This is a genomic window from Hyphomicrobium sp. (assembly GCF_003987855.1).
GTDB lineage: Bacteria > Pseudomonadota > Alphaproteobacteria > Rhizobiales > Hyphomicrobiaceae > Hyphomicrobium_B.
Genome location: NZ_RXIZ01000012.1, coordinates 213,209 through 238,706 on the forward strand (window position 1 = coordinate 213,209; position 25,498 = coordinate 238,706).

30 protein-coding genes are annotated in these 25,498 nt (G+C 58.6%); 20 read left to right on the plus strand and 10 right to left on the minus strand.

All coding sequences use genetic code 11. The annotated features are described in order from the left end of the window. The 6 genes from EKK30_RS11095 to EKK30_RS11120 all read left to right on the plus strand — a co-directional run. A partial coding sequence (locus tag EKK30_RS11095) for a flagellar hook-associated family protein (RefSeq protein ID WP_290984694.1) occupies positions 1-1,126 on the plus strand: 1,126 nt, incomplete at its 5' end. A gap of 37 nt (positions 1,127-1,163) precedes the next feature. Then, complete coding sequence (gene flaF, locus EKK30_RS11100) at positions 1,164-1,508, plus strand: flagellar biosynthesis regulator FlaF (RefSeq protein WP_290984697.1); 345 nt, start codon at positions 1,164-1,166, stop codon at positions 1,506-1,508. Beyond that, entirely contained in the window at positions 1,508-1,921 is a 414-nt protein-coding gene (gene flbT / locus EKK30_RS11105) for a flagellar biosynthesis repressor FlbT (RefSeq protein ID WP_290984700.1), read from the plus strand. Before flaF ends, flbT begins: the two co-directional genes overlap by 1 nt. Then, positions 1,918-2,328, plus strand: a complete 411-nt coding sequence (gene flgD / locus EKK30_RS11110) for a flagellar hook assembly protein FlgD (protein ID WP_290984704.1) — start codon at positions 1,918-1,920, stop codon at positions 2,326-2,328. Before flbT ends, flgD begins: the two co-directional genes overlap by 4 nt. Then, positions 2,325-2,594 carry a flagellar biosynthesis protein FliQ gene (gene fliQ, locus EKK30_RS11115; RefSeq protein ID WP_290984707.1) on the plus strand — a complete coding sequence of 90 codons (270 nt, stop codon included), beginning with the start codon at positions 2,325-2,327 and terminating at the stop codon, positions 2,592-2,594. The genes flgD and fliQ overlap by 4 nt, the downstream gene beginning before the upstream one ends. Before the next feature lie 263 nt (positions 2,595-2,857). Continuing rightward, positions 2,858-3,967, plus strand: a complete 1,110-nt coding sequence (locus EKK30_RS11120; RefSeq protein WP_290984710.1) for a diguanylate cyclase — start codon at positions 2,858-2,860, stop codon at positions 3,965-3,967. On the opposite strand, the gene EKK30_RS11125 is transcribed toward EKK30_RS11120, so the two are convergent. Both EKK30_RS11125 and EKK30_RS11130 read right to left on the minus strand, forming a co-directional pair. Continuing rightward, a complete protein-coding gene (locus tag EKK30_RS11125; RefSeq protein ID WP_290984713.1) occupies positions 3,968-4,831 on the minus strand; it encodes a PilZ domain-containing protein in 864 nt (287 codons plus the stop codon). Between the two features lie 18 nt (positions 4,832-4,849). After that, on the minus strand, positions 4,850-6,919 hold the full coding sequence (locus EKK30_RS11130) for an EAL domain-containing protein (RefSeq protein ID WP_290984716.1): 2,070 nt from the start codon (positions 6,917-6,919) through the stop codon (positions 4,850-4,852). 341 nt (positions 6,920-7,260) lie between these two features. Between EKK30_RS11130 and EKK30_RS11135 the strand changes: the two genes are divergently transcribed. The 11 genes from EKK30_RS11135 (at position 7,261) to EKK30_RS11185 (ending at position 17,128) form a co-directional block, all read left to right on the plus strand. Further along, a complete protein-coding gene (locus EKK30_RS11135; RefSeq protein WP_290984719.1) occupies positions 7,261-7,536 on the plus strand; it encodes a PilZ domain-containing protein in 276 nt (91 codons plus the stop codon). A 514-nt stretch (positions 7,537-8,050) separates the two neighbouring features. Then, positions 8,051-10,375: a methyl-accepting chemotaxis protein gene (locus EKK30_RS11140; RefSeq protein WP_290984722.1), complete on the plus strand. Its 2,325-nt coding sequence runs from the start codon at positions 8,051-8,053 to the stop codon at positions 10,373-10,375. Beyond that, a complete protein-coding gene (locus EKK30_RS11145; RefSeq protein ID WP_290984726.1) occupies positions 10,375-10,842 on the plus strand; it encodes an STAS domain-containing protein in 468 nt (155 codons plus the stop codon). Before EKK30_RS11140 ends, EKK30_RS11145 begins: the two co-directional genes overlap by 1 nt. Next, positions 10,839-11,204, plus strand: coding sequence for a response regulator (locus tag EKK30_RS11150; protein ID WP_290984729.1), 366 nt, complete (start codon positions 10,839-10,841; stop codon positions 11,202-11,204). The genes EKK30_RS11145 and EKK30_RS11150 overlap by 4 nt, the downstream gene beginning before the upstream one ends. Before the next feature lie 15 nt (positions 11,205-11,219). Further along, entirely contained in the window at positions 11,220-13,361 is a 2,142-nt protein-coding gene (locus tag EKK30_RS11155) for a chemotaxis protein CheA (RefSeq protein WP_290984732.1), read from the plus strand. A gap of 10 nt (positions 13,362-13,371) precedes the next feature. Further along, a complete protein-coding gene (locus EKK30_RS11160) occupies positions 13,372-13,839 on the plus strand; it encodes a chemotaxis protein CheW (protein WP_290984735.1) in 468 nt (155 codons plus the stop codon). After that, the gene (locus EKK30_RS11165; protein ID WP_290984738.1) at positions 13,836-14,726 is read left to right on the plus strand and encodes a protein-glutamate O-methyltransferase CheR; all 891 of its coding nucleotides are present in this window, start codon (positions 13,836-13,838) and stop codon (positions 14,724-14,726) included. The genes EKK30_RS11160 and EKK30_RS11165 overlap by 4 nt, the downstream gene beginning before the upstream one ends. Further along, on the plus strand, positions 14,723-15,763 hold the full coding sequence (locus tag EKK30_RS11170; RefSeq protein ID WP_290984741.1) for a chemotaxis response regulator protein-glutamate methylesterase: 1,041 nt from the start codon (positions 14,723-14,725) through the stop codon (positions 15,761-15,763). The genes EKK30_RS11165 and EKK30_RS11170 overlap by 4 nt, the downstream gene beginning before the upstream one ends. An 11-nt stretch (positions 15,764-15,774) precedes the next feature. Continuing rightward, the gene (locus EKK30_RS11175) at positions 15,775-16,164 is read left to right on the plus strand and encodes a response regulator (protein ID WP_290984744.1); all 390 of its coding nucleotides are present in this window, start codon (positions 15,775-15,777) and stop codon (positions 16,162-16,164) included. Beyond that, positions 16,161-16,709: a chemotaxis protein CheD gene (locus EKK30_RS11180; RefSeq protein ID WP_290984747.1), complete on the plus strand. Its 549-nt coding sequence runs from the start codon at positions 16,161-16,163 to the stop codon at positions 16,707-16,709. Before EKK30_RS11175 ends, EKK30_RS11180 begins: the two co-directional genes overlap by 4 nt. Positions 16,710-16,729: 20 nt before the next feature. Beyond that, positions 16,730-17,128 carry a hypothetical protein gene (locus EKK30_RS11185; protein ID WP_290984750.1) on the plus strand — a complete coding sequence of 133 codons (399 nt, stop codon included), beginning with the start codon at positions 16,730-16,732 and terminating at the stop codon, positions 17,126-17,128. Here the strand turns inward: EKK30_RS11185 and EKK30_RS11190 are convergent, their stop codons facing one another. The 8 genes from EKK30_RS11190 to EKK30_RS11225 form a co-directional block, all read right to left on the minus strand. Continuing rightward, positions 17,129-17,683, minus strand: a complete 555-nt coding sequence (locus EKK30_RS11190) for a hypothetical protein (RefSeq protein ID WP_290984752.1) — start codon at positions 17,681-17,683, stop codon at positions 17,129-17,131. Continuing rightward, positions 17,680-18,135 (minus strand): flagellar basal body-associated protein FliL, encoded by a 456-nt coding sequence (locus EKK30_RS11195; protein ID WP_290984755.1) that lies wholly within the window; start codon positions 18,133-18,135, stop codon positions 17,680-17,682. Before EKK30_RS11195 ends, EKK30_RS11190 begins: the two co-directional genes overlap by 4 nt. After that, positions 18,132-18,617 carry a hypothetical protein gene (locus EKK30_RS11200; RefSeq protein WP_290984758.1) on the minus strand — a complete coding sequence of 162 codons (486 nt, stop codon included), beginning with the start codon at positions 18,615-18,617 and terminating at the stop codon, positions 18,132-18,134. The genes EKK30_RS11195 and EKK30_RS11200 overlap by 4 nt, the downstream gene beginning before the upstream one ends. Positions 18,618-18,621: 4 nt before the next feature. Further along, positions 18,622-18,975, minus strand: a complete 354-nt coding sequence (locus EKK30_RS11205; RefSeq protein WP_290984761.1) for a rod-binding protein — start codon at positions 18,973-18,975, stop codon at positions 18,622-18,624. A gap of 35 nt (positions 18,976-19,010) precedes the next feature. After that, the gene (locus EKK30_RS11210; protein ID WP_290984764.1) at positions 19,011-19,427 is read right to left on the minus strand and encodes a hypothetical protein; all 417 of its coding nucleotides are present in this window, start codon (positions 19,425-19,427) and stop codon (positions 19,011-19,013) included. Next, a complete protein-coding gene (locus EKK30_RS11215) occupies positions 19,420-20,184 on the minus strand; it encodes a flagellar biosynthetic protein FliR (protein ID WP_290984767.1) in 765 nt (254 codons plus the stop codon). Before EKK30_RS11215 ends, EKK30_RS11210 begins: the two co-directional genes overlap by 8 nt. Beyond that, positions 20,181-22,277, minus strand: a complete 2,097-nt coding sequence (gene flhA, locus EKK30_RS11220; RefSeq protein WP_290984770.1) for a flagellar biosynthesis protein FlhA — start codon at positions 22,275-22,277, stop codon at positions 20,181-20,183. Before flhA ends, EKK30_RS11215 begins: the two co-directional genes overlap by 4 nt. A 166-nt stretch (positions 22,278-22,443) precedes the next feature. Further along, the gene (locus EKK30_RS11225) at positions 22,444-23,820 is read right to left on the minus strand and encodes a UDP-glucose/GDP-mannose dehydrogenase family protein (RefSeq protein WP_290984773.1); all 1,377 of its coding nucleotides are present in this window, start codon (positions 23,818-23,820) and stop codon (positions 22,444-22,446) included. 493 nt (positions 23,821-24,313) lie between these two features. Between EKK30_RS11225 and EKK30_RS11230 the strand changes: the two genes are divergently transcribed. From EKK30_RS11230 to EKK30_RS11240, 3 genes are all read left to right on the plus strand, one after another. Then, positions 24,314-24,541, plus strand: a complete 228-nt coding sequence (locus EKK30_RS11230; protein WP_290984776.1) for a hypothetical protein — start codon at positions 24,314-24,316, stop codon at positions 24,539-24,541. Continuing rightward, positions 24,538-24,714: a hypothetical protein gene (locus tag EKK30_RS11235; RefSeq protein WP_290984779.1), complete on the plus strand. Its 177-nt coding sequence runs from the start codon at positions 24,538-24,540 to the stop codon at positions 24,712-24,714. Before EKK30_RS11230 ends, EKK30_RS11235 begins: the two co-directional genes overlap by 4 nt. 223 nt (positions 24,715-24,937) lie before the next feature. Then, positions 24,938-25,201: a hypothetical protein gene (locus tag EKK30_RS11240; RefSeq protein ID WP_290984782.1), complete on the plus strand. Its 264-nt coding sequence runs from the start codon at positions 24,938-24,940 to the stop codon at positions 25,199-25,201. The last annotated feature ends 297 nt before the right edge of the window (positions 25,202-25,498 follow it).

Here is a 25,498-nt window from a genome sequence, read left to right on the forward strand (position 1 = left end):
CGTCCTCGCGTCTCATGACGACTGTCGACGATATGATCTCCACGCTAATTCAATCATTCAGCTGAGCCTCATGATCACGTCATCCTTCATTTCGTCGGCATCGCTCTCCTCTGAAACGACGCGGTCGATCGCGCGCCTGCAGGGGCAACTCGTCGACGCACAGAAGGAGCTGGCGACTGGCAACCACGCCGATATTGGCGTGACACTCGGCGCGACGTCCGGCGTCAGTGTTTCGATGCGCCAGGAGATGGAGCAGATCCAGGCAATTAAGTCCTCGAACAATCTTGTTCTCGATCGGCTGACCGCCTCTCAATCGGCATTGGATACGGTTTCAAAGGGCACCTCCAACTTCCTGTCGAGCCTTATCAGCGCCCAGACGGCCGCGACTTCGCAGGAAACCTTGATACAAGCCGCAAAAGCCGGAATGCAGACGCTGCAAGATCAGCTCAATGCCTCTTTGGACGGCCAGTATCTTTTTGCCGGCACGAATTCTGACGTGAAGCCTGTCGAGGATTTCTTTGCCTCGCCTCCGTCCGCCGGCGCTCAGGCGGTGACGGCTGCGTTTACCGCGAAGTTCGGCATGAGCCCAACAGATCCCAACGTATCGTCGATCTCGCCTCAGGCAATGAGCGACTTTCTCGACAACGAATTCGCAAACATCTTTTCGACGGCGAATTGGACAAGCACTTGGTCGGCGGCTTCGAACAAGCCCGTCAGCAACCGCATATCGCGCAATGAAGTCATCAATACGTCGGTGACTGCGAACGACCCGACATTCTCGAATCAGATGCAAGCCTTCGCCATGATTTCAGGCCTTGGGTTTGCAAACCTCAACGGCGGCACGCAACAGGTCATCATCTCGAAGGCACGAGACCTGACCGCGAGCGTCACTGGAACCCTAACGCAGGTGCAGTCCGCGCTCGGCGTCACGCAGCAGCGCATCAGCGATTCCAACGACCAGATCGATACCCAAGTTTCGTTCCTGACCAAGTCCATTCACGACCTTGAGCAGATCGATCCGGCGGCCGTAACCACTCAGTTGTCTCAGATTTCGACGGCTCTCCAAGCAGCGTACTCGCTGACGAACCAAATCAATAAACTCAGCATCCTCGACTACATCAGATAACGGCGGCAATCCTAAGGGAATTTCCGGAAGGCAAACGATGTACAAGTTCTCATACGAAGAAGCACTGAGCGAATCAGGCGACCGTCAGCGCGAAAATGAGCGCTTGGCCATCGAACAATCCATCTCGCTTTTGAAATCAGCCCAGAGGGCGGGGCCGAGTTCGCGCGAGGCGGTAGACGCAATCGTATTTCTAAACAGGCTATGGAGCTTCTTCCTGGAAGATCTCTCAAAGCCTGACAACGGTCTGCCCGATGAGGTCCGAGCCAAGCTGATCTCCATCGGAATTTGGATGCTGAAGGAAGCGCAGGCGATCAGCAACGGCCGGTCGGACAACTTCGGCGGCCTCATTGAGGTGTCGAACGTCATCGCGGAAGGTCTCTGATGGCCGGCGGCTTGAAAATAACGCTCCGTGCCGGAGAGAGAATATTCATCAACGGCGGTGTTCTGCGCGTGGATCGAAAGGTGAGCATCGAACTCATGAACGATGTCATCTTCCTCCTCGAACAGCACGTCATGAAGCCTGAGGATACAACGACTCCCTTTCGACAGCTCTACTTCATGATCCAGATGATGCTCATGGATCCGGCGCTGCACATGAAGGCGCGCACCATGGCAAGGGAATCCGTGACAGATCTTGTGGCCAATCTGAGCGATCAGAAAATGACTGAAGGTCTGGTTGAGGTGGGCAATCTTCTCGATCAGGATCGCCCGTTCGAAGCACTGAAGAAGGTGAGGGCGCTGCTTCCCTTGGAACCCACGACGAAAGTGGAAGAGCGCAGCAAGGAGGTCGCATGACCACTGTATCAGGAACCAACACGAACACGTCCAATACGGCCGGTTCGTCGTCCAGCGGTGCAAGTCCCACGCTGAACTACAATGACTTTCTGCAACTCATGGTAGCTCAGCTGCAGAATCAGGATCCGTTGAATCCGACCGATTCCAGCCAATTCATGTCTCAGATCGCCGAATTTTCAAACGTCGAACAGGCGATCAACACCAATTCGAAGCTGAGCCAGTTGCTGGTCAATTCCAATATCTCTCAGGCAAGCACGATGATCGGCCTGACGATTAAAGGCACCGATGGTACGCAAGGTATCATTCAATCGGTCAGGATCGATTCATCCGGATCGACCGCGGTGTTGACGAATGGCAAGCAAGTGCCGATCGAGGCCGGCGTAACGATAGGATACCCCTCATCGTGACGGAAGGTGACGCACTGGGCCTGATCCAGCAGGCCATCTGGTTGACGATCGTGCTCGCCGGCCCCGTTGTCGGATCGGCGATGGTCATTGGTGTTGGTGTCGCCTTTGTGCAGGCAATCACGCAGATTCAAGAAATGACCCTGACATTCGTGCCGAAAATGATTGCCGGGTTCGTCATACTGCTGCTGACCGGAAGCTATAGCGGCGGATTATTAAAGGTGTTCACTGAACAACTATTCACGCGTATCGCGGTTGGTTTCAATTAGTACAGCGGCTTGGACCGTGCTTCCGAGCCTCACTCGCATTTAATTTTGATATGCGTTTGTGATTTCCCAAATTATCGGCCGCGCGTGCATTGCTGAATTGGCCGACTCATGTTCCCGATGCTGACGGTATTCACGGGCCTTCCATTGTTTTAAGTGTCTGGAAGGGCGGTGCAATTCCATCGGATAACTCTCGCCTGTTTATGCCATGCTCTTCTGCAGCTAACCGCAGGGGAGTCGAAAATGCGTCATCGACCGAGCCGAGTATGAGCATACCTGCACTCAGACAGCTGTCGCCAGCGGCGGTGATCATGATGGTGAGCTTGGTTGCCATTTGCGCCGCCTATCCGGCGTGGGGCATATTCATGCAAGCCGACATGAATCCGGCATCGCTTCTGAATTGGTCCGACGTCTCCTGGCAAATCGCCGAGGTCGACTCGCGAGGTCGGCTGGTCCGTCTCGGCGCGCATCCTTTCGCCTTGGCATTGTTGGTCGGCGTGATCACCGTCGCCTGCGGGAGCTTTGCATGGGCAGCCTGGCAGGTCCTTGCCGGACGTTTTCGAACCAAAAATCGGGATGACGACCTGCCCGAGAGACTTGAAAAGGTCGGTCAGGAACTCGACGACGAAATGTTCTCGGTCATGAGATTGCTTAAGCAGCACCTTGACCTGAGCGGTTCGCATTCGGAAGCGTTGTCGAAGGTCAGCGATAGCTTGTTTTCATCGACATCGCCGGAGCGCATCCGAAGCATCATTCAGTTTCTGATCAGCGAGAATAAGAAAGTCCAGAATGAGGTAACAGAACTCAATACGCGCCTTCAGCATTCCCAGCAGCAAATTGAAAAGCTCAGGATCAGTCTCAGCGACAGTCATCGTCTTGGAATGCTCGATGCGGTTACGTCACTCAAAAATCGGCATTGGATTGAGGTCCATCTTCCTAAGGAAGTTCAAGCGGCAGCGGAAGCTAATGAGCCGCTCAGCCTGATCATGGCCGACGTCGACCATTTCAAACGCATCAATGACACGTTCGGCCACGCCGTAGGGGACGAGATCCTTCGCCGCTTTGCCGAACTCCTCTCGAAGAATATCAAGGGCCGCGATACCGCCGCGCGATTTGGCGGCGAGGAATTTGTCGTCGTTCTTCCGCAAACCCGCGTCGAAGGCGCCAGGAATTTGGGAGAACAACTTCGCAGCGAGCTCGAAAGCAAAAAGTGGATGCATCACAAGACCGGGCAGCCTATCGGCAAGGTGACCGCGTCATTTGGTATTGTCGAACTGCGTCGGGGCGAAGATTGCGATGATCTTCTCGACCGCGTCGACGCGAAACTCTACGAAGCAAAGGCTCAGGGCAGAAATCGCGTCGTCGTCGACACTTGATTATCTGACGAAGAGCGCGTCGGCCCCTGCAAGCGGCTCGTCGAATTGCAGGCTGAGCTGCTGGGATCGCGCCCAGACGATCATGCCGCGCATTTTCCGGCCGCTGCGCAACTCGACGACCGCGCGTTCCTTGACTTCAAAAGACCGTTCGCTCGACAAGTTGATCCCGTATTTCGAGAAGTCATGAGCGAAGGCCGGCGAGCGTCCGGCGGCACCATGCAGAATGCAGGGCTGCAACAACGCATAACGTGTGGAGATGCGCCGTTGCGGCAGAACCGGTATAGCCACCTCGCCAAACTGATTGACGCAGTCGTAAGCGCCGCTTATGGCAGCTCTTAGAAAGCGCCCGAGCACCAAGCAGTTTCCCGTATAAAGCCCGCTCAGTCTCCAGCGGGCCTCCGGCTCCAAGAGCTGAACCGCTGTTTCGCATTCCGCGGCAAGCGTCCGCCACAACGCCGCGGTCTGCTCGAGCTTGGCGGCTGAAATCTCAGGACCAGTGAAGGCTCCGGCGTCCCGTATGACGGGCACGGTTTGCGATTTAGCGTCGGAGAGGTCGAGGAAAATCTTCTGCAGCGATGCGGCGAGCTTTTTCGGAAGGCCGATGGCGGTGGCCGAATTCAGCGCAGCTCTAATAACCGGCGATTCAACCGGGATCAGATTGCTGCAGGAACGGATCGCCCAGGCTCGACGGTTGGCGATGCTCGCGTTCATGGAACTGGCGATCGCTCCGATCTGAAGCACGGTCCAATGAAATTCGCAGACGAACGCCTCAAACAAGGCGTGTCCCTGATCGAGATCCAGGAGAGAAACCGCTTCGGGCGGCTGGATCACCGATTTCGTCGACTTGATAACGGCTTTTCGCATCAGTGCACCATCATGCAGCTAAAGTGGATTGGGAAAAAGAGTGCGGAGCTTCGCCGCCGGAACAGCACGCGAGAACAGAAATCCTTGAGCTTCGACACAGCCCTCGGCGCGCAGGCGATCGAGCTGCTCCTCCGTTTCCACGCCCTCGGCGACACTCGTCATTCCAAGATTGTAGCCGAGCTGAATGATCGAACGCCTCAAGGTCGCAGACCGTTTGACGTTCGCGACGGCGGATACGAATGATTTGTCGATCTTGATCTTGTCGAACGGGAAACTCTGCAGATAGCTGAGAGACGAGAAACCCGTTCCGAAGTCATCAATCGAAAAGCGAATGCCAAGCTTGCGCAGCTGATCCAGCGTGGCGCTGGTCGCTTCAGAATCCTTCATTAAAAGGCTTTCTGTGACTTCAAGGATAAGCCGGGAGAGCGAAATGTTCTTGGCCGCGCTCGTGATCTTCTCGACCAGGTCCTTGTCATGGAATTGCGCGGGAGAGATATTGACGGCGACCCAGATATCATCGGGCCAGAGACTGGCCTCCGCGCAGGCGCGCTTTAGCACCCAGTCGCTAATCTGTCCGATGAGTCCACATTCTTCCGCGATCGGTATGAACTCTGATGCAGGGATCAATCCGCGAATTGGATGCGACCATCGAATAAGCGCTTCGCAGCCAACGATTCTGCGAGTCTTGACGTTGACGATCGGCTGATAATGCAGCTCGAACTTACTGTTTGCGAGCGCCGCATGAAGCCCCATGATGATTTGGTGCCGCTTCTGCAAGCGTTGATGCATGGAGTGTTCGAAGAACCCATAAGTCCCTCGGCCCACCGATTTTGCGCGGTAGAGCGCCATGTCGGCGTTGGCAAGCAACTGATCGGCGTCGCTTCCGTCAGACGGGCCTATCGCAATGCCGATGGTGCATCCGATCGAGACAGTATGATCGCCGACAATAAAGGCGTCGGAAAAAGCTGCGATAACGCGCTTTGCCAGCGCTGCGATTTCTTCGATTGACCGGGGCGCGATTTGGAGAATTGCGAATTCATCTCCTCCCAGCCGGATGAGCATATCGCTATCGCGGAGATCGGCTTTCAATCTATCGGCGATGGCGACCAGCAAAGTATCGCCGAGCGTCTGCCCGAGTGTATCGTTGATAGAAGCGAACCGATCGACGTCCAAACAATGGAGGGCAAGAGCTGTTTCACCCTTCTCATTCGCAAGTGCGGATTGGATGCGTTCCTTCAGCTGCAGGCGATTGGGCAGTCCCGTCAGCGGGTCCAGTCGCTCCCGACCACTTGCATCCGGCTCCCGTTTGCGGTCAGCGATGTTGAGATGCGCACTGACGAAGCTGCCGGTTGGAAGGGGATTTCCGCGGATCTCGATAAAGTTTCCACCGGGCCGCCGGCGCTCGAAAATTGGGGCGGACCCATTTTGAGCCGACGTGAGGCGAGACCGGATCTGCTGCTCCGCGTCTTCGGGTGCGGTATCGCCGCGCTCGGAGTCAAATCGATAGAGGTCCTCGAGCGACGGTAGTCCGTTGCGGAAGAGATCCCCGGGATATTCCAGCAGCTCGCGCTGCTTCTCGTTCATGAGAACGATCCCCAGATCACGATCAAATACCGTCAACCCGCCGGGAAAACCTTGTATGATGGTATCGAGAAGGGCGCTGCGCGCCTGAAGGGAAGCAATATCGGCTTCCGACTTCATGATCTCGCGTTGAAACGACAAGAAGCCATTGAGCTTTTGGTCGAGACCAACAAGCGGCAGTATCGTGGAGTCGACCGAGTAACGCGAACCGTCCTTGGCGCTATTCTCTATGTGTCCGCGCCAAGCTTTGTGCTGGCGGAGCGATGCGAGGATCTCGCCCCAGATCGCCTGGCCGTGATGCCCGGAACTGAGACTCGAATGGTTCTGCCCGATGAGCTCTTCTGGGGATCGCTGGCTAATGCGGACGAAGGCCCCATTGACGTGGAGGATGCGGCCGTCAGGGTCGGCGATCGAGACAATACCTAGACCGTCAAGCGCAGTTGCGAGCGCACGGGCGGATAACGCCGCGTCCAAGAATGCCGGCGATGTCCCGGTCGCGCCCGTCATTTGGTATCATTCTTAACGGGAGCGAGAAACGCGCACGCTATTTCGCTCATTGGCTTACCGAACCCCGAATCGTTTTCGCCTGAGCGACAAGCGCCTTAACGGCCAGCGCGGCGAACAACGTACTTTTTCAGATAAATCATTCAAATCCCTTAAATAGCTCGTTAGCCGGGAGTTCCGAAGCGCGCGACATGTGGTTGCAAGTTGCTATTCAGCTGGGCGATCAAATGCCTTGCGCGCGCAGGCACACGGCTAATGTAGGACTCTGCAACGCATATAAATGAATGCGAGATTTAAATAGATTTGCGGCATCTATAAGTGCGGATCGGAATCAAAGGAATCCCATGCGCGAAAAGCGAGCTTTCGGCAGGCGACCGACTTTTAAGCCAGCAATTCTGGTATTGGATGATGGCCGGCGTCTTCCCGGCACGCTGTTGGATCAATCCGAAGGCGGCGCAAAAATAAAGCTTTCCGCGCCCGAATCATTATCAGGCGAATTTTTTTTGGAAATTCCCGAGGACGATTTGATTGTGCGGTGTCGCGTAGCTCATGCCTCCGCCGACGCCATGGGTTTACAATATGTGAAGCCGCCTAGACGTATTTCCTGGCTTAAAAAATAGAATTTTGACCGCATTTTCGGAAGATGGAATCAGTTGGTTCGCCTGCCATTCTGAATATAAAACGAATCCTTAATTTGATGGTTGGCATTTCGTGGCATGCATTAAACAGCGTTATCTAATAAAATAATTTTGGTATTGTCTCATTCGTGTGAAATGAAATGATATCGTAAACCAATTCGATAGATTTGCCGCTTAATTTTGCCTCACGGCGGCTTGATTTCGACAGTCATAGGCATGATGCCGCGCAGCCGTGTCGGCCCAGAACCCGACATGTTCCAGCATTCTGAAGCAGGAACATCTGTATGCGCGATGGCATTTTTCGCCGGTTTTCCGAGCGGCTGATACCGTCGTTTTCGATCTCCAGTTCACGCTTCAATTGAGAATTATCGGCTCCTGAGAAGGACGATTCGCGTGCGGCCCAAAAGGTCGCTTGTGCGGGATATCGTCTCTCGACGCCGATTACGGCACGGCGACGTAACCTCTAACGAGAATAGCGAAGAAAACCTTTGAGGGAATGAGTGCGATCATGGTCATAGAGTATGTAAACAGCAAATGGTCGATGTCGAAGCGGCTGGCGCTTATAGCGGCGATCTTCCTCATCCCCTCGCTGGCGCAGTTGGTTCTGTTCGCCAATCAGAAGATTGAAGAGAAGGCGGTTTTCGAGAACGAGGTTCGCGGTGCAGAGCTCGCACAGTCGGTGTGGGCGAAGATGACCGATAGCGCAGATGTTCAGTTGAGCGACCAGGTCGCCGAACGTGCTCAGCAGTTGGGAGTGGCCTCTGAGCTGTTAGAGTTCAAGAACGCAAAGCCTGGCAGCGACCGCGTTCGCAAAGGGCTGACGCTGCTGGATCAGATCGCCTCCAAATCCGGAATGGCTGTCGCGGCGTCGCCGGACAGCTATTATGCCCAGGACGTCTTTATTCAGAGACTGGGCGGCGTCGAACAGGCGCTTTCTGATCTTAAAGAGACGGTTGCGTCGTCCAGTGTTGCCGAAGATCGTACAGACTTCGCCATGAGCTATGCAATGCTCCGGCGCACCGCGAACAAATTGTCGTCTTCTCTCAGCAAGCTGCGAAGCAACATCTCAAGTGGCGCTCTCGCTGATCTTGGCGACTCGGACCAGAAGCTTCTTGCCAAGCTCGACGAGATTGCGAGCAAACTGAAGGCGGCGGACTATCAGCGCTCAAGCATCGGTGATCTGACCTCCTCTTTGGCGTCCGCGAACGCGATGATCTCCGAAATAACCATCAAAGTGGGCAGCCTCTTCGAGCGCCTTGCCTCCGAGGACGTTTCCGATGCCAACCGGTCGCTCTATCTGACCGTCGGTCTTCTTATTGCGGCGACGATCCTTTCCCTCGTGATGGTTGCTCTGATCTCCAAGGGCATCTCTTCGCGGCTCTCCGACCTCATCCGCACGATGGATCAGCTGAGCCACAACGAACTTAGCGTCTCCATCCCGCACCTGTCCGACCGCAACGAAAACGGCCTCATCGCCGGCGCGCTTTCTCACTTCAAGAAGGCGATGGTCGAGAACAAGGAAATGACAGACAGCGCGGTTGAAGCAGCCAAGCAGCAGCAGGAAATGAACAACCATTACGCGGTCGAGCACGAACGCTTCATGGATGCTTTCACCAGTGCAGCTGAGCGCATCTCGAACGGCGACTTTACGCATCGCATCACCGAGAAAGTCATTCCGGAATACGAGGCGATCATCAACCAGATGAACCTGATGATGGGCCAGCTCGCCGCCGCGCAGGCAGCCAAGCTGGAAGCCGAAAATCAGATCAACACCGTCGTTGCGTCGCTCGGAACGTCTCTCTCGGAACTTGCCGAAGGCAATCTGGAAACGACGGTCTACGCTGAGTTTGCTCCTGAGTTCGCTAAACTCAAGACCGACTTCAACTCCGCCGCGTCGCAGCTCAAGAGCACGATCGAACTCGTCAAGAAGGGTGCTGCAAGCATCCGGCTTGGCACGGGTGAGATCTCGCAAGCCTCTGACGACCTCTCTCGTCGTACCGAGAACCAGGCCGCCAGCCTCGAAGAGACGGCCGCGGCTGTGAAGGAGATCACCGATACCGTCAACAAGACGGCGCGCGGTGCGACCCATGCTCGTGAAACGGTATCGATCGCCAAGGCCGATGCCGAGAAGGGAGGCGAAGTCGTTCGCAAGGCCATCGCCGCGATGAACGGCATTGAAAACTCGTCTAAGCAGATCAGCCAGATCATCGGCGTCATCGACGAGATCGCCTTCCAGACGAACCTTCTGGCGCTCAACGCTGGCGTCGAAGCCGCCAGAGCAGGCGACGCCGGTCGCGGCTTCGCGGTCGTGGCTTCGGAAGTTCGTGCCTTGGCCCAGCGGTCCGCTGAAGCCGCGAAAGAGATCAAGGGATTGATCTCGGCTTCGACAGGCCAGGTTGCTCAAGGCGTCCAGCTTGTTGGCGAAACGGGCTCCGCGCTGACCCGGATCGTGAATCAGGTCGCCGAGATCAACACCATCGTCACCGACATCGCGACGAGCGCCAACGAACAGGCACACGGTCTCGAGCAGGTGAACACGGCCGTCAACGAAATGGATCAGGTGACGCAGCAGAACGCGGCAATGGTCGAAGAGGCAACCGCAGCAACTCAGACGCTTGCGCTGCAGACCGAAGAATTGGTTCGCCTCGTCACTCGCTTCAAGACTGGCGATGACACGGTTGTTGAAATGGCGGCCCGCCGCGAACCCGCCAAGTCGGCAGGGCGTCAGGCGCGGCATGCAGCACCGAAAGCGAAAGTAACGGCAAGTGCAGGTGGTCGCCGCAGCGCTGCTGGCGCTGATGCGAGCTGGGAGGAATTTTAATGGCACGTAAGAAGACCAAACCGCGGGCCAAGACAGCCGCTCCAAAGCGGCGGACGACGAAGCCTCGCGTGAAAGCCGCAGTCTCGTCCGTGGTCGAAGAGGTGAATTTGGACATGAGCGAAGTCGTAGAACTTCCCGCCGCAACCGAGGAGATTGCTGTCGAGGCGGCACCCACCGGCGCGGGCACCAGCGATCCTCTTGTCCTGCCGGAGTACCTGGACTTCTCGACTGCAAATGAAGTCAAGGAGGCTCTGCTGGCGCGCCGCGGTTCGCCGCTTGCGGTCGATGCCGGTCAGGTACGCCGGACGGGCATGCAAGCGGTGCAGATCTTGATCGCGGCGGCGAAGACTTGGCAGGGCGACGGCCATAGCTACGCCATCACGAATCCTACGGAAGAATTTCTCGACACCATCGCGCTGGTTGGTTTGTCGCGCGAGCATCTTCTTATTGAAGGACTTCAGGCATGACCCAGACGATTCTCACGATCGACGATTCTCGCACGATGCGCGATATGCTCCGGATGGCACTCGTTGAAGCAGGCTTCAACGTGCTGCAGGCGGAAGACGGCGTCCACGGACTCGAAGTGCTCCAGACGGCGATGCCGGACGTCATCGTCACGGACATCAACATGCCGAAGATGGATGGCTTCGGAGTGATCGAGGCGGTCCGCAAGGACCCGAAATACCGCCGCGTGCCGATCCTGGTTCTGACGACCGAAAGCGATGCAGCCAAGAAAATGCGCGCCAAGGAAGCCGGCGCGACAGGTTGGATCGTGAAGCCGTTCGAACCGACAAAGTTGATCGCCGCCATTCGGCGCGTTGCAGCCTAATCAAAGAGAAGTGCTATGACCGTCGATACGATGGCTGCCATTCGGCAGACCTTCTTCCAGGAGTGCGAAGAACAGCTCTCCGAGATGGAAGTCGGTCTGCTCGCAATGGATGAAGGCAATGCCGATTCCGAAACAGTCAACGCAGTTTTCCGCGCCGTGCATTCGATCAAGGGTGGCGCTGGCGCGTTCAAACTGACCGCGCTCGTTCAATTCGCGCATACCTTCGAGACTGCCTTGGATTTGGTGCGCGGCGGCAAGCTTGCGCCGACGCCGGAAGTCATGAAGCCAATGCTGCGCGCTGCCGACGTTCTGTCGGATCTGGTCGAAGCATCGCGTGACGGTCGCGAAATTGACGAATCGAGCTACGCCAGCATCGCCGAAGACGTCAAAGCCCTGACAGTCATCGAAGGCGAGGCTGAGGAAGAAGAAGTTATCGACTTCCAACCGGCGGTCATCGACATCGGCGGTCCAGAAGTCGCCCCCGAGCCGGAAGGTCCAAAACTCCACGAATATCGCATCAAGTTCACGCCCCGCCCTGAACTGTACGCCAACGCCAACGAAGCATCCCTGATCATTCGCGAACTCTCGCGCCTCGGCCAGATCGAGGTCAATTGCGACACGAGCGGAGTTCTGGATCTGGACGCTGTCGACCCAGCAGGCGCCTATCTGTCATGGGACATCAAGCTGAATTCTGAAGTGCCCATCGAGTCGGTGCGCGAAATCTTCGAGTTCGTTGACGGCGAAGCCGACATCAACATCGAGACCGACGGTCAGCCGGAAGTGTCGGCGGCCGATATCGCCTCGCTCCTGGCTCTCGCCCTCGGTGGCAATTCGACGTCAGAGACGCCGGCGGAAACGGCTGAAGCTGCGCCCGAGATGGCAAAGGAACCCGCGAACGAGGCGGCATCGGCTTCTTCGGCGCTGACGGAAACACCCAAGAACGTCGCCGTCCAGGCCCAGACGACCATTCGTGTTGAATTCGACCGCGTCGACCGGCTGATCAATCTCGTCGGCGAACTCGTCATCAACCAGGCGATGCTGTCGCAACGCGTCGTCGAAGCGAATTTCGCCGGCTCGTCATCCGTCGTCATCGGCCTTGAGGAACTCGAGCAGCTCACGCGCGAGATTCAGGAAAGCGTGATGGCGATCCGCGCCCAGCCCGTGAAGCCGCTGTTCCAACGTATGTCGCGCATCGTTCGCGAAGTGGCCGACGCCACGGGTAAAGAGGTTCGTCTCAAGACGGATGGCGAAGCGACCGAAGTCGACAAGACCGTCGTCGAGCGATTGGCCGAGCCGCTGACCCATATGATCCGCAACGCGGTCGACCATGGAATCGAAACCCCGGAAGAACGCGTCGCCGCAGGCAAACCACCGGAAGGAACCGTGCGCCTGTCGGCCGCCCATCGTTCGGGCCGCATCGTGATCGAGATCTCCGACGATGGCGCCGGCATCAACCGGGCCAAGGTCAGGGCATCGGCGATCAAGAAAGGTCTTATCTCACCGGACGCGCAGCTCTCCGACAGCGACATCGATAATCTCCTCTTCCTGCCCGGCTTCTCGACGGCTGCGACCATTTCCGCCATTTCCGGCCGTGGCGTCGGCATGGACGTGGTCAAGCGATCAATCCAGGCTTTGGGCGGCCGTATCTCCATCTCCTCGCGTCCGGGTCAGGGCTCGACGTTCTCCATGAGCCTGCCGCTCACGCTGGCGGTGCTCGACGGTATGGCCGTCTCCGTCGCAGGCCAGACGCTGGTCGTGCCGCTGACGGCGATCGTCGAAACCCTGAAGCCCAAGAATGGCGAACTGCACGGCCTCGGCGCCGAAGGCCGGGTCATGGCTATCCGCAACACGTTCGTGCCGCTGATCGACGTTGGAACCCAACTCGGCTTCCGTGATACGCCGGCCGACCCTGAGCGCAGTGTGGCGATCTTGGTCGAGACGGGCGGCGGCGCGCGCAACGCCTTGCTCGTCGATTCGATTCAGGATCAACGCCAGGTCGTCATCAAGAGCTTGGAGACGAACTACGGGACTGTCGCCGGTATCGCCGCCGCCACCATTCTGGGTGACGGACGAGTGGCGCTCATTCTCGACGTCGATGCTTTGGTAACCGGCACCTTCGAAGATCACTTAGGCGAAAGCCTGCGCTTTGGGACATGAGGATAAGCTAATGGAAAACGTCAGTTCATCAGCCAACGGCGTCAATCGCGAATTTGTTTCGTTCCACGTCGGCACGCAAGAATTCTGCATCGACATCATGGGCGTCCGCGAAATCCGCGGCTGGACCCAGGCTACACCGCTGCCGCACTCGCCCACATACGTGCGCGGTGTCATCAACTTGCGTGGCGCGGTCCTGCCCATCGTCGATCTCGCCATGCGATTTGGCATCGGCTTGACCGAGCCAACGGCGCGCAGCGTCATCATCGTTGTTCAGGTCCATCAGCAGGTGATCGGTCTTCTCGTTGACGCCGTTTCGGATATCCTCACGGTTGCCGAAGCCGCTATGCAGCCGACGCCCGATATCGCCTCGGAATTGGCCAAGACGTTCGTCAAGGGCGTCTATGCGGTTGATGGTCGGATGATCAGCATCGTTGCGCTCGACAGCGTACTTCCCGTCAGCTCGAAGGCTGCGGCATGACGTCTGCAGCTGACAGTTCAGCATCCGCCTCGGGCGCGCTGCTCACCGGAGAGTTCGCATTTACCGATGCGAACTTCCGGGAGATCGCGCGCATCGCCAAAGCGGAAGCTGGAATTGATCTGCCCCAATCGAAGGCGACGCTCGTCTATTCGCGTCTCGCCAAGCGCCTCCGCGCCCTTGGTATTAGATCGTTCTCGGATTACTGCACGACCGTGCGCGAGAACGATGACGAGCGTAACAGCATGATCGCCGCGCTTACGACGAACGTGACGAGGTTCTTTCGCGAGCCGCACCACTTCGAGCACCTGCGCAAATCGATCATTGAGCCCATCGCGGAATCAGCCCGGCGCGGCAATCGCGTGCGGCTTTGGTCCGCTGCGTGTTCGACCGGGCAGGAACCCTATTCGATGGCTTTGACGGTGCTATCCGTCATCCCGGAGGCGGCTTCGCTCGACGTGCGCATTCTTGCCACCGATCTCAATCCGCATGTCGTCGCCCATGGACGCCGCGGTTGCTATCAGAAGGAAGAAGTGGCGGACGTGCCGGCAGGCCTGCGTTCCTCTTGGTTTGGACCAGACCCGGAAAATCCGGGCGGATCGACATTGCGCGTCGACGATGACGTGCGCTCGCTGATTTCGTTCCAAGAGCTCAATCTGATGGGTGCCTGGCGCTTCAAGGGCCCGTTCGACGCCATCTTCTGCAGAAACGTTGTGATCTATTTCGATCGCGAAACGCAGAACACGGTGTGGTCGCGCTTGACCAGTCTCCTGAAGGAGAACGGCGCCTTATACATCGGACACTCGGAGCGCGTTGCCGGTCAGGCGACCGCGCTTCTAACGACAGACGGCATTACAACCTATCGCAAAAAGAACGGCCGCCCATCATGAAGAAAGTTAGAGTTCTCATTGTCGACGATTCCTCCACCATGCGGGGATTGATCGCGACCGCGCTTACTAAAGATCCGGAAATCGAAGTCGTCGGTCAGGCCGAAGACCCGATTCAGGCGCGCCAGGCCATCAAGGTGCTCAATCCCGATGTCGTGACGCTCGACGTCGAGATGCCCAATATGAACGGGCTGGAATTCCTCGAAAAGATCATGCGGCTTCGTCCCATGCCTGTGATCATGGTGTCGACGCTGACGGGCCGCGGTGCCGACGAGACCATTCAAGCCCTCGAGATTGGCGCGATCGACTGCATCGAAAAGCCTCGTCCGGGCAACGAGCATAGCTTCGAAGAACTTCCCTTCAAGGTGAAGATCGCCATGTCGGCCCGCGTGCGGGCTCTCAAGGGTGATGCCCAAAGCCGCGAAGCCGCTCGCGCTCATGCGACGACGCAGGACTATGTATCCGACGGACGCCTTGTCGCGATCGGCGCTTCAACGGGCGGCGTCGAGGCTTTGAGCGAGTTGCTCTCGAGCTTCCCTGAGAACTGCCCTCCCACCGTTATCACGCAGCATATGCCTCCGGCGTTCACCCGCAGCTTTGCCGCGCGTCTCGACAGGCTTTGCGCACCAAAGGTCCAGGAAGCGACCGACGGCGCGAAACTCGCGCCTGGTCACGTGTATCTCGCGCCGGGCGGATCGGAACATCTTGAGGTGACCGCCGATCGGCGTTGCCGGCTTCGCCCGGGTGATCGCGTCAACGGCCATTGCCCATCCGTGGAAGTGATGTTCGAGTCAGTTGCTCGATCCTGCAAGGCCAACGCCGTCGGCGTGATCCTGACGGGCATGGGCAAGGATGGCGCCGTTGGTCTTCTTTCGATGCGCAAGGCTGGAGCCAGAACATTCGGCCAAAGCGAAGCAAGCTGCATCGTTTACGGCATGCCAAAGGCAGCCTTCGATCTTGGAGCAGTCGAAAAACAGCTCCCGCTCGACAAGCTAGGCGCCGCGATCATCTCAGAGACATCCAAGAACAAGACTCACTAGGAGGCAATATCATGCCCGCAATGCAGCAGCTTTCCATCCTCGTCGTGGATGACACATCCGTCAGCCGCGCGCTGCTCACGGATGGTCTCGATCAGATCGGCTTGAAGTCGTTCAAGGTCGCAAAGGACGGAGAAGAGGGATTGAAGATGATGATGACGGCGCCCTGCCATCTCGTCATCTCCGATTACAACATGCCCAAGATCGACGGTATTCAGCTGCTCCGCGCTCTGAGACAGCATGGACCGACGAGCAAGGTCGGGTTCATCCTCGTCACCGGCAAGGGGGATAAGGCTCTCATCGACGAAGGCAAGAAGTGGGGCCTCAACAACTTCCTCGCCAAACCTTTTTCTGTGCCGCAATTGAAGACGTGCATCGAAGCCGTCGTCGGGAAGCTGACATGACACTGACGGAACTGCCCGAAAAGCGCGTACACATCATCCAGGGCGAATATTTCGTCACGTCGGATCGCGACGTAATGGTCACGACCATCCTGGACTCGTGTATCGCCGCGTGCATTCGCGACCCGCTCGCTGGCGTGGGTGGCATGAATCATTTCCTCCTGCCGGGAGAGCTGAACCGCTCGAAGAGCGAAGAGGCCGAGCGTATGGGCGTCCATCTCATGGAGTTGCTCGTCAACGGACTTCTGAAGGCTGGCGCGCGACGCGAGCGTCTCGAGGCGAAGCTGTTCGGCGGCGCCCGGACCGTTCGCTCTCATTCCGACATCGGCAAGAACAACGCCGAATTCGCTCAGCGCTTCCTGAAGGCGGAAGGCATCTCCTTCATCGGCGGTAGCACAGGGGGCCCGCAAGGCCGGCGCATTCAATATTGGCCGGTATCGGGCCGTGCACGGCAGATCCTTCTGACCGGACCGGCGGAGGTCGAACAACCAGTCAAGCTCCCGGCAGCGACAGTCGTGTCGAACGCCGGCGAACTCGAACTTTTCTGATGACGGCAGGGGCGCGGACAATGAAGGACGTCGATAACACCGGGGGCGCGATCCGCCCCGAAGCACCGTTGAAGGACGTCCTTCTGAGCGTTTCCCATGAAGTCAGGATGCTCTCTGACATGGCGAGCGATCTGCAGACCCTCGTCGGCAACCTCGTGGTGGCCGGCTCTTTCGGCGGCTCGCAATCGATCTACGAGCTGCAGAATCTCGATAGGATATGCCAGCACCTCGGCGCCGTTGCCGATTTTGTGCATGGTCTCGCCAAACATTCGTCCGTCGACTGGAAGGTCGATCTCGTTCGCGCGTCCGCTACCATCAAGCTCACGGAAGTATCGGATCGCCTTACGGGCCGTCGCACTGATATGCCGATCGGTGAAGGCGATTTCGACGACTTCGAATCCTGGCCTCTGACCGGCTGATCAGGATCCGACGAATTCCTTCGCGGCCTCGATAGATACGAAGCGACGGCGCCCTACGAGAGTATCGATCTCGATCGAACCGTCGTGGTATTGCAGATAATCGCGGCCGGCGAGCTGCCCGCCCACGGACGGCTTCGGCACTTCAGGCAACGGCGGCGGAACCGGGTCGATGCGCAGGGGGGCCTTATTGCGCTCCAGCGGCTTGGTTGAAGCCATCGTCCCCAGCCGGATCGTCGAAGTGCGCCGCTCGATCGCGGGCAACAGCTTCATCGTCACGGCACCGATCAAGATGCTTTGCGCGAGGGCAAGCGCCATGAGGCGATGGATCCAGATTTCTGGCGTATCGGAGAGGAGCGCGGAATAGCCGATAATGAAGATACCGAGCGACAGCACGCCAAGTCCGCCGAAAACGACCATGGCGGCGACGCTTCCCCGGCGCGGCGGCGTATTGGGCTTGGGAGGCGACAGCGCGTCGCGCGTGAGCCGCAGCTTGAGCTCCTGCGCAGATTTTTGAAACACGGCATCGAAGCCGAAATCAGTATCAAGGGCGCTCATTGCTTTTTCATCATGTCTTGTTTGGAGAGATAGGTCCAGCTGTCGATCATCACGTCTTTGACCACATCGCGACCGATGCGCTTGTTGGCGGCAGCCGCGACGTCGGCGGTAAGTTCTTTGATCGCCTGCTTGCGCCCGTTTTTCATGTCCTCAGGCGCGTTTTCGTAGATCTGCCTGAAGGCTTCGTCGGCAACGAACACATCAGGAGCAACCGAGCTGAGCTTCACGAGGTCAGCATCCGCCAGAAAATTAAGCCGCGTGACGACGTAGCCGAACACCTCGCCGTTGGCGAGCAGCGGTACGCTGACCATGCGCGTTTTCATCATCTGCAGCTTGCTTTGCGCCTCGGGCGCCGCGGCAGCCTTGGCGCCGGCCTTCATCGTCATCGCACCGTAAACGCCGCCGATGGTGGCAAGGCAGGTCACGAGTGCCACGATGATGGAACGGATCAAGGCATGCTCCGTTGCGTGTAGCGCGTGTACGTTCCATCCGATTCAGCGCTTTGGAGCGCATCCGAAAGCATCGCGGTGATTTCGCGGACGGCGTCAAGGTGAAGACGGATCTTGCGAAGGTTGATGGCAAGCTTGTTTCTAAAGCTCTGCAACCGCCGTTCCAGCTCTTCATTGACATCGGAGATCTTGAGCCGGCGCATGGCCTGGTTGAGGTCGACGAGGCCCTGGCTCTTCCGGTCATTTGATGCCTTCAAATCGAAATTGGGAGATGCATCCAGGGCCAGGGTCTCCTCGTCCAGATAGCCCTCGATCCGGCGGATGACGGCAAAAACCACGGCCCGCGCTGCCTCCGAATCGTGGACGGCAGTACGTGTGGGGGTTGGCGGACGCTTTGCGCCGAAACCGTTCGCGGCAGCCGGCGGAATAGTCGATGCGGGCGCCTGTTGCGGACGGCCTTGTGAGTTCAGCGCCGAGTAACCCATGTATTTATTTTCCTTTGAGACCGTCAGCTTCGGGTTTGACGATCAATTGGGCAATTCCGATGGTTCCGGTTTTGGCCAGCGTTGTCGCCATGTGGTCGACGAGCATCGACCGCCATACCGATCCGGCTGTTCCTTCCCCGAACAGGTCGTTTGCGTCTTTCGGCATCCATTCTTCGAGCATTTGGCGCAGGTACATCGCCTCGAACTGCTGGCCCGCTTCCTTCGCCTTCTGTGCCTGGTTCGGCCGGCCGGAGGAAACTGCGGCAGCGGTCGGGCTTTCAGCCGTCGACAAGGAAAGATCCTGGCGCGAGGTCCAGATGGCCTGATCGGCGGCTGCAGAAGAAGGGAGAACTGGCATCGAGAATGCACATACCGACGGAGTGAAAGACCCGTTCAGCTTCCACCGTGGGACTTACCCCGGCCTTGCGCCACGCTCGATTGTCGAAATTCGAGCAGCGCTTCAAGCGACTTTTGCTCATTTTTGCGGGCCTCTTCAGCGCGAACATCGGCAAGAAGGCCCGCAGCGCCCTGCGTGCGTCCTGCTGCCTGGGCGTAGCGCTGGATCGCGAACTCTTGCTCCTTGGCGAGCCGTTGCAGCCGCCGGTCCATGTTCCCGACGCTGCGCGACATGAGGCCGAGGAATGGCTCGGTTTCCGGAGTGGGCTCAGCGAGTCGGCTGAGCAACTCCTCTTGTGCAGTTTGCACTTCGTTGATCTGGCGGGTGAGTGCGGCGACCTTCGCACGTTCGGCCGTCTCCAGATCCTGGAAGAGACCGACAAGGCGCCGCATTCGCTTAGACGATCTAGCCATTCTGACCGATCGTCTGAATTGCTTGCCCGACAAGCGACGAAAAGATTTCGAGGATCGTCTTGTCGGTCTGCAGCAAAATGATGAGGCCGCCGAGAACGACGAAAGGCGTCGAGACGAAATAGATCGGAATTTGCGGCACCATCTTGCTTAGAAAGCCGAAGGCGAAATTGACCGTGATCGAATAGACGACGAGAGCGCCGCTCAGCTGCAACGTCATTTTAAAGGTCGAATCGAACGTATTGACGATCATTTGCAGGTTGGGAGGCGCGGCGATCGCCATGCCGACCTTGATGACGTCGTACGATCGCTGCAGCATGCTGATGATATTCACGTGCTGGTCGCTGACAAAAAACAGCACGATCGCCGGCGTCGTCACGAAGACCGCATAAGGCGAGGACGGATCGTTGTTGTCGACGGCGTGCGAGAACACGGAGCCATAGCCGGCAAAATTCGCCATGGCCAGCGCCACGAATTCGAGCGCGAGAAAGAGGATACGCACCAGAAACCCCAATAGGATTCCGGTGGCCGATTCAATCGCGATCATTGCGAAAAGATTGCCCGGAGTTTCGACGGCGGACGGCCGGACGATGTCGTAGACGAGAGGCGTTATCGCCAGCGAAACGCCGAAGGCTGCGAAGAGGCGCAGCTGAACGGGAATGCGGTCGCTCGAGAATCCCGGAAGAACCATGAAGCACGCGCCGATCCGGCAGAAGACCAGAAGCGGAACAAGCAGCGTTTCATGGGTCATCTCGGTCATGAAATGGCGCCGAGCGACTGGATCTGCACGCCACGGCTGATTTCCAGATGCGAAAGGACCGGGAGCGTGCCGTAGAGCCGCTCGGTGACGGTATGGACGTAGGGCCGCGTTTCCGCTGCCGTCACCAGCACGAATTGGTGGCCCGCGTCCATCAACGGCTGCACGACGTTAGACAGATCCGTGCCGAACTGCTCGATCAGGCGCGGCTCGATATCGAATTCGACGACTTCGCCCTTTCCATCGCGCTTCAACGCCTGATGGAACGCGAGTTCCCACTTGTTCCCAAGCCGCACGACTTTGAGATAGTTGCCTTCGCTGAGATCGCCGCAGATCTGCGTCGAGAGCCGCATGCGAACGTGCTCTGCGATCTGCTCGGCCTTGCGGGTAAACGGCGCGATCTCGGCGACAGCCTCGAGAATGAGATGCAGGTTGCGGATCGAGACGCGCTCGGCCAACAGCATCTTGAGAACGCTCTGAAGCCCCGAGTAGGAAATCTGCGATGGGCATATCTCATCAAGCAGCTTGCGGTACTCTGGATCGAGCCGCTCCAGCAGTGCGCGCAGATCGCGGTACGAGAAGAGTTGCGCCAGACTGTTGCGAATGACCTCCGCGACGTGCGTCAGGAGCACCGAGGTATTTTCGACCGGCACGAAGCCGTCCCGCTTCAGCGCGTTGGTGAAGATGTCGGGAATCCAGAGCGCCTTCATTCCGAAAGCGGGTTCGCGCGTTTCGTCGCCAGGAGCCTCCGGCTTGGGCCCGTCACCAACCACGACGAGCACGTCTCCAAGCCGCAATTCCGCGGTCGCAACAACCGTGCCATGGACCTTGATCTGATAGCTTTTCGCCGGCACGGAGAGATCTTCCGACAGCCGGATTTCTGGAACCACGAACCCGTATTGCTTGGCGAACTTCCGGCGCATCTTCGCGACGCGCTGTGGCAGGTCGCTCGACGGCCGCATGAGGACAGTAGAAATCTGCTTGCCGAAGCAAATCTCGATCTCGGTGGTCTTGAGCTGGTCGCGGATCGATTGCCGGGATTGCTCCTCGGCCGACGGGAGCTGCGAGTTGGTGTTGGCGAGTGCAGCCGCTTGCTCGCTATCGGACTTCTGGCGCAGAAGGCCCTGGCTTGTGAACATCAGAATGCCGCCGATGATGGCGAACGGCATGAACGGCAAGCCCGGAGCCAATGCCAGCAGCCCCATGACGCCGCCGGCCAGCATCAGCGCGCGGGGATAATTGCCGAGCTGGTTGACGATGACGCCTTCGGTCGATCCGTGCGTTGCGCCCTTGGATACGAGCAGGCCGGCAGCCAGAGACACGACAAGCGCCGGGATCTGCGTGACGAGGCCGTCGCCCACCGACAGCTTGACGAAGGTGTCGACGGCGCGATCGAAGGCAAGATCGTGCTGCGTGATGCCGATGATGATGCCGCCGAAGATATTGACTGCAGTGATGATGAGGCCGGCGATGGCATCGCCGCGCACGAACTTGGACGCGCCGTCCATGGCGCCGAAAAACTGGCTTTCCTCTTCGAGTTCGCGACGGCGGCGGATCGCCTCTTTCTCGTCGATGGCCCCTGACGCAAGATCGGCGTCGACCGCCATCTGCTTGCCGGGCATCGAATCCAATGTGAAGCGCGCTCCGACTTCGGCGATACGCGTCGCGCCCTTGGTGATGACGACGAAGTTGACGGTGATGAGGATGATGAAGACGACGAGACCGATGACGAAATTGCCGCCCATCACGAACTGCGCGAAGCCGGCGATGACGTGACCGGCCGCCGTCGGTCCCTCCGCGCCTTGCGAGAGGATCAGACGCGTCGTCGCGACGTTGAGCGAGAGGCGCAGCAGCGTCGCGATCAGCAGGATCGTCGGAAACGCCGTGAATTCCAACGGGCGTCGTATCCACAACGCGACCATCAGAATGGTGATCGAGAAGGCGATCGACAGCGCAAGGCCGATGTCGTTGATGAACGCTGGCAGCGGCAGGAAAAGGATGGTCAGAATGCCGACGACGCCGATGGCCAGGCCGGCGTCGCGCTGACCAAGCCCTAAATCGATGCCGGTGCTCGCCGCTGTCTTCGTCGCTGCCATAGTGTGAAAAATCCCTCGCGCTTTGGGGCGAGCTTCTTATGCGAAGCTTGCGCGAGGGCGTCGTGCGGACGTCCGCTGACGCGGCGAAACCCGTTTCGACGCAACGAGATGGCACCCTGACGGCTCCCGTGCGCCATGCAACTCAAGGCCGGATTCGAAGTGCGCGCTATTTCGCGCTGAGCGCCGACTGGGCGTCATTCGAGGTCGCCGCTGCAACCTGCGAGGTGCCCTGGCCACGATGGCCGCGGCCGATGCCCGAATACGTGAGCCCCAGGTCGCGGGCGATCTCCGGATCGAAAACGTTGCGCAGATCGACGATCGTCTTTCCGGCCATGCGGCCCTTGAGGTCTTCAAGGTCGAGGGCACGGAACTCGTTCCACTCTGTGACGATCACCAGCACGTCGGCACCCTGGGCCGCTTCATTGGCGCTCTCGCACCAGACGACACCCGGTAGCAGCGGCTCGGCGTGCCGGCGCCCCTGCGGATCGCAGGCTCTGACCGTTGCGCCCCGTTCTTGCAGCATCGGCACGATGACGAGGCTCGGCGCGTCGCGCATGTCGTCGGTATTCGGCTTGAACGTCAGGCCGAGCACGGCAATCGTCTTGTTTCGTACCGATCCGCCTGCCGCCTCGACAATGCGGATTGCCATGGCGAGCTTGCGTTCATGATTGACCCGTTCCACCTGCTCGATGATGGAGACGGGCGACTTCGCCTCGCGCGCCGTTCGAATCAACGCCGAAACGTCCTTGGGGAAGCATGAGCCGCCGTAACCGGGGCCGGGATGCAGGAACTTGTCGCCGATGCGCCGGTCCTTGCCGATTGCTGAGGCAACTTCCTGAACGTCCGCGCCGAGATTCTCGCACAAGTCTGCGATCTCGTTGATGAAACTGATCTTGAGCGCCAGGAACGCGTTGGCCGCGTACTTGGCGAGCTCGGCCGATTCGCGCTCGACGAACATCACGGGCGAGCCGCGTAGCGCCAGAGGTTTGTACAGGCGGCCCATGACCTCGCGTGCGCGCACATCATCCGCGCCGACGAGAACGCGATCCGGGTGGGTGAAGTCCTGGATGGCCGAGCCTTCGCGCAGGAATTCCGGGTTCGAGCAGACGGCGACGTCCGCGTCCGGCCTTTTGGCTTTCAGGCGGCGCTCGATCTCGCGGCTGGTTCCGACCGGCACGGTCGACTTCGTGGTGACGACCGTGAAGCCGCGCAAATGCGGAGCGGCCTCTTCGACCGCAGTGAAGACGTAGGATAGATCGGCATAGCCATCGCCGCGCCGCATCGGTGTTCCGACCGCGAGGAACACCACATCGGCCTCGGCGACTGCCGGCCCGAGATCGTCGGTGAACAGCAGACGGCCAGCCTTGATGTTTCTGTCCATCAGCGCTTCGAGGCCCGGTTCGTAGATGGGCGAGCGGCCGGCCTTCATCTCCGCGAGACGCGCCTGATCCTTGTCGACGCACGTGACCGTCCAGCCGAAATCGGAAAAACAGGCCGCGGAGACAAGCCCGACATAGCCCGCGCCGATCATGCAAATCTTCATAAACCTATCCCCACGTCAGGTCGCTGAGGGTATCCCACCAAACGCAAACCATCGCCAGCCCATTATCCAGAGACCTTTAATCCCAAGTGGATGGATCCGAAAAAGTATATTTTTGACAATAGCTTAACACGCGCAACGGTGTGGCGTTTCCCGCCCCTTCTAAGCAATGAACTTCTTCTTATTTCCCGACCAAACCCGAAGCAGGTTAGATCGCTCGTGTCGGCACGATCGTGTGCCCTCCGCGGTGATTTCGCTGAGACTTGCGCCGCGTCATCAAACGCTAAGCTCCACGACGCACTCGTGGGCTCCGCCAACGGAGACCGCTATGAACATCGCTACCACGTCAAGCCTTCCTGCCTTTTCCGAGATGGTGCACGGCGCCTGCCGTATGTCCTGCTGCTGTTGTTGCTGCTGAGCGACCCAGCCCAAGACGAACAACTCATCACATCTCAACACAGAAGGATGCCGGCACAGCTCCGGCAATAGCGAAGGCATGCACAAATCATACGTTATCGAGGTCGGAGACGACCAGGCCGGATTGATCATCCGTGAGGACGGCGAGCGGGATTACCTGTTTCACGCCGCCCGCAACGAATACAGCGCGCTCGAAGGCCGGCGTTTCGCCAATGCGCTTCTTGCCGAGCGGGCTGCAATCGCTCACGCGTCGAGCCGCCGTCGTCGGCGCGCCGCCCACCACGCTTTGGAGGCATTCGCGCTATGACGAAGAAATCCAAAATCATCGCGATCGGGCGATCGCATATCGTCCGCCCTGCGGTTCGGCAGACAGAGACTTCCGACGGGCCGCACCAGAAAGCATCGCTCGTTTCTGCCCGCCCGGCTCGCCCGGAAAAGATCTCCGAGCTGGCTCCCGTCGGTCCAAACGAGGATTTCTGATGACTGGCTAGACTTGCAACGTCGCGCATTCACTCCCTGGACCTGCTCGTAGTTTTGCGATCAGGACTTGAGACCGGTAGCGGACAGCTATCGGTCTCTTTTTTTGTCACCCCGGCGATCGGGCTCGCGAGCATACTCGCTGAGACGTGCGTTGACTGGTATCAAGCGCTTCGTTGGCGATGCGTGCTAGCTCGTTCGTTCGAGAATTGGGGGGGAGAGACACATGGATGATCATTTCTGGCCGGCGATGTACCCGGGACTGATCGTAGGCGTTCTCTACGGCTTAACTCTTCGTGGCGTGTCCAACACGATTATATCGGCGCTGGGCGGACTGGTCGGAGCGGCGATCGCCTACGAAATCCTGACCGTCCTCAATATGAACGACGGACTGCCCTCCGTGATCGGCCTGACCTCGATGGCGTTTGTTGGCGCTTACGCCTTTACCCGCGCGACGCGCCTGATCGCCGGCCCGACAGCGAAATCCTGAGCGCAGCGACCCCTCAGCCCGGCGCACATGTCCCGTGCAGCAGCAATAGCAGGAAATGTCATCCTCGGGCTTGTCCCGAGGATCCATTGCACAAAACGCGCGCTTGCCAATGGATCCTCGGCCTGAAGCCGAGGATGACAAAGCCCCTCGCAGGCAGTCACCGGCGCAAACAAAAAAATTCAAAAAAACTTATCCCCGCTCTCAGGGACTCCCGCATACTCCGCTCATCTTGCCGCGTGCGAAGGGCTCTAGGCTCGAGCTGGGATCCTGAGGGCGGCAGGAGCGTGCCGGACTGCC

What these genes read in the sequence shown, in the direction of transcription:
- flaF (WP_290984697.1), top strand. Translation starts at nt 1,164, where the DNA reads ATGTACAAGTTCTCATACGAAGAAGCACTGAGCGAATCAGGCGACCGT.
- flbT (WP_290984700.1), top strand. Translation starts at nt 1,508, where the DNA reads ATGGCCGGCGGCTTGAAAATAACGCTCCGTGCCGGAGAGAGAATATTC.
- flgD (WP_290984704.1), top strand. Translation starts at nt 1,918, where the DNA reads ATGACCACTGTATCAGGAACCAACACGAACACGTCCAATACGGCCGGT.
- EKK30_RS11120 (WP_290984710.1), top strand. Translation starts at nt 2,858, where the DNA reads ATGAGCATACCTGCACTCAGACAGCTGTCGCCAGCGGCGGTGATCATG.
- EKK30_RS11125 (WP_290984713.1), bottom strand. Translation starts at nt 4,831, where the DNA reads ATGCGAAAAGCCGTTATCAAGTCGACGAAATCGGTGATCCAGCCGCCC.
- EKK30_RS11130 (WP_290984716.1), bottom strand. Translation starts at nt 6,919, where the DNA reads ATGACGGGCGCGACCGGGACATCGCCGGCATTCTTGGACGCGGCGTTA.
- EKK30_RS11135 (WP_290984719.1), top strand. Translation starts at nt 7,261, where the DNA reads ATGCGCGAAAAGCGAGCTTTCGGCAGGCGACCGACTTTTAAGCCAGCA.
- EKK30_RS11140 (WP_290984722.1), top strand. Translation starts at nt 8,051, where the DNA reads ATGAGTGCGATCATGGTCATAGAGTATGTAAACAGCAAATGGTCGATG.
- EKK30_RS11145 (WP_290984726.1), top strand. Translation starts at nt 10,375, where the DNA reads ATGGCACGTAAGAAGACCAAACCGCGGGCCAAGACAGCCGCTCCAAAG.
- EKK30_RS11150 (WP_290984729.1), top strand. Translation starts at nt 10,839, where the DNA reads ATGACCCAGACGATTCTCACGATCGACGATTCTCGCACGATGCGCGAT.
- EKK30_RS11155 (WP_290984732.1), top strand. Translation starts at nt 11,220, where the DNA reads ATGACCGTCGATACGATGGCTGCCATTCGGCAGACCTTCTTCCAGGAG.
- EKK30_RS11160 (WP_290984735.1), top strand. Translation starts at nt 13,372, where the DNA reads ATGGAAAACGTCAGTTCATCAGCCAACGGCGTCAATCGCGAATTTGTT.
- EKK30_RS11165 (WP_290984738.1), top strand. Translation starts at nt 13,836, where the DNA reads ATGACGTCTGCAGCTGACAGTTCAGCATCCGCCTCGGGCGCGCTGCTC.
- EKK30_RS11170 (WP_290984741.1), top strand. Translation starts at nt 14,723, where the DNA reads ATGAAGAAAGTTAGAGTTCTCATTGTCGACGATTCCTCCACCATGCGG.
- EKK30_RS11175 (WP_290984744.1), top strand. Translation starts at nt 15,775, where the DNA reads ATGCCCGCAATGCAGCAGCTTTCCATCCTCGTCGTGGATGACACATCC.
- EKK30_RS11180 (WP_290984747.1), top strand. Translation starts at nt 16,161, where the DNA reads ATGACACTGACGGAACTGCCCGAAAAGCGCGTACACATCATCCAGGGC.
- EKK30_RS11185 (WP_290984750.1), top strand. Translation starts at nt 16,730, where the DNA reads ATGAAGGACGTCGATAACACCGGGGGCGCGATCCGCCCCGAAGCACCG.
- EKK30_RS11190 (WP_290984752.1), bottom strand. Translation starts at nt 17,683, where the DNA reads ATGAGCGCCCTTGATACTGATTTCGGCTTCGATGCCGTGTTTCAAAAA.
- EKK30_RS11200 (WP_290984758.1), bottom strand. Translation starts at nt 18,617, where the DNA reads ATGGGTTACTCGGCGCTGAACTCACAAGGCCGTCCGCAACAGGCGCCC.
- EKK30_RS11205 (WP_290984761.1), bottom strand. Translation starts at nt 18,975, where the DNA reads ATGCCAGTTCTCCCTTCTTCTGCAGCCGCCGATCAGGCCATCTGGACC.
- EKK30_RS11210 (WP_290984764.1), bottom strand. Translation starts at nt 19,427, where the DNA reads ATGGCTAGATCGTCTAAGCGAATGCGGCGCCTTGTCGGTCTCTTCCAG.
- EKK30_RS11215 (WP_290984767.1), bottom strand. Translation starts at nt 20,184, where the DNA reads ATGACCGAGATGACCCATGAAACGCTGCTTGTTCCGCTTCTGGTCTTC.
- flhA (WP_290984770.1), bottom strand. Translation starts at nt 22,277, where the DNA reads ATGGCAGCGACGAAGACAGCGGCGAGCACCGGCATCGATTTAGGGCTT.
- EKK30_RS11225 (WP_290984773.1), bottom strand. Translation starts at nt 23,820, where the DNA reads ATGAAGATTTGCATGATCGGCGCGGGCTATGTCGGGCTTGTCTCCGCG.
- EKK30_RS11230 (WP_290984776.1), top strand. Translation starts at nt 24,314, where the DNA reads ATGCACAAATCATACGTTATCGAGGTCGGAGACGACCAGGCCGGATTG.
- EKK30_RS11235 (WP_290984779.1), top strand. Translation starts at nt 24,538, where the DNA reads ATGACGAAGAAATCCAAAATCATCGCGATCGGGCGATCGCATATCGTC.
- EKK30_RS11240 (WP_290984782.1), top strand. Translation starts at nt 24,938, where the DNA reads ATGGATGATCATTTCTGGCCGGCGATGTACCCGGGACTGATCGTAGGC.